The 1,854-nt window shown below is 67.6% G+C and carries 2 protein-coding genes; both read left to right on the forward strand.

Features of this window, described 5'->3' with window-relative positions:
- Nucleotides 1-679: SRPBCC family protein (locus AB0I71_RS32355; RefSeq protein ID WP_357591150.1), on the forward strand; the 679-nt coding region annotated here is incomplete at its 5' end.
- A complete protein-coding gene (locus AB0I71_RS32360; RefSeq protein ID WP_357591152.1) occupies nucleotides 676-1,851 on the forward strand; it encodes a zinc-dependent alcohol dehydrogenase in 1,176 nt (391 codons plus the stop codon). The genes AB0I71_RS32355 and AB0I71_RS32360, both read left to right, overlap by 4 nt.
- Nucleotides 1,852-1,854: the final 3 nt, after the last annotated feature.

Genomic DNA, 1,854 nt, shown 5'->3' on the forward strand with positions numbered 1-1,854 from the left:
TCGGCGACGCCTCGTCGGGGTTACGGGCGCCATCATCGGCATCACGGTGGTCGACCTGCTGGCGGCCGCGCAGGCAACCCGGTCGAAGGAAATCGGCTCAGTGGGGGCGGCACGGGGCTCGCGCAAGGGAGGATTCATGGAGCTGACAGCCACGACCACCATCCGCAAACCCCCAGCGGAGGTCTACGCGTTCTGGCGCGACCTCGACAACCTCCCGACGTTCATGGCACACCTGGAGGAGATCCGCGTCACCGGTGATCGTACGAGCCACTGGTCCGCCAGCGCTCCGTTCGGCAAGAGCGTCGAGTGGGATGCGGAGATCGTCGACGAGGTGGCCGGCGAGAGGATCGCGTGGCGGTCGACCGGCAACGCCGACGTGCCGAACTCCGGCACGGTCCGGTTTGTGCCTGCCCCGGACGGTGTCAGCACCGAGGTGCACGTCGTCATGTCGTACGACATTCCGGGCGGGGTGGTCGGCAAGGCGGTGGCCAAGTACTTCGGCGAGGAGCCACACCAGCAGCTCGACGACGACCTGCGCCGACTCAAGCAGGTGCTGGAGACCGGCCAGGTGGTCCGATCCGAGGGGGCCCCGTGGGGCAAGCGGGCCCGCAGGGAGTTCCCGCAGCGTCCGGCGCAACCGCCGTCGGATTCCGAGCTCGCGAAGGGAGCGGACGCGTGAGGGCGAACACCTGGGCGGGCCGCAACAAGGTCAAGGTCCGTGACGTACCGGACCCCAGGCTCCTGAACGAGCGGGATGCCATTGTACGGATCACTTCCACCGCGATCTGTGGCTCGGACCTGCATCTGCTCGATGGGTATGTGCCCTCGATGCAGGACGGCGACGTGATGGGTCACGAGTTCATGGGCGAAGTGATCGAGGTGGGCCGGGGCGTCGACCCAGCTCGGCTGCGCGTCGGAGACCGCGTTGTCGTTCCCTTCCCGATCGCGTGCGGCGCGTGCGGCGCCTGCGCCGCCGAGCTGTACTCCTGCTGCGAGAATTCCAACCCCAACGCCGGGATCGCGGAGAAGATGTTCGGCCACCCGGTCGCCGGGATCTTCGGCTATTCGCACCTGACCGGCGGCTTTGCCGGCGGTCAGGCACAGTACGCACGGGTGCCGTTCGCCGACGTCGGTCCGCTGAAGATCGAGTCCGATCTGACCGATGAGCAGGTGCTGTTCCTCTCGGACATCCTGCCCACCGGCTACATGGGCGCCGAGTTGTGCGACATCCAGCCCACCGACGTGGTGGCGGTGTGGGGCGCCGGCCCGGTCGGCCAGTTCGCCATGGACAGCGCCCGGGTGCTCGGCGCCGCGAGGGTCATCGCCATCGACAAGGAGCCGTACCGGCTGCAAATGGCCGAACGGGCGGGCCACACGCCGGTGAACTTCGAGGAAGTGGACGTGCGGTCCCGGCTGCTGGAACTGACCGGTGGGCGGGGACCGGACAAGTGCATCGACGCGGTCGGCATGGAGGCCAGCCACGGCAGCGCACACGTCCACGCCTACGACCGGATCAAGCAGGCGGTCCGTTCGGAGACTGAGCGCCCGCACGCGTTGCGGCAGGCGATCATGTCGTGCCGCAGCGGTGGCATCGTGTCGGTCATCGGCGTGTACGGCGGCTTCCTCGACAAGTTTCCCGCCGGCGCGTGGATGAACCGGTCGCTGACCCTGCGTACCGGTCAATGCCACGTGCAGCGCTACATGAAGCCGCTGCTGCAGCGCATCGAACGTGGCGAGATCGATCCGACCCGGGTCATCACCCACACCCTGCCTCTCGACGAGGCGGAACGCGGATTCGAGATCTTCAAGAACAAGCAGGGCAACTGCGAGAAGGTCGTCCTCAAACCCTGACCA

Source organism: Micromonospora sp. NPDC049891, assembly GCF_040660295.1.
GTDB lineage: Bacteria > Actinomycetota > Actinomycetes > Mycobacteriales > Micromonosporaceae > Micromonospora.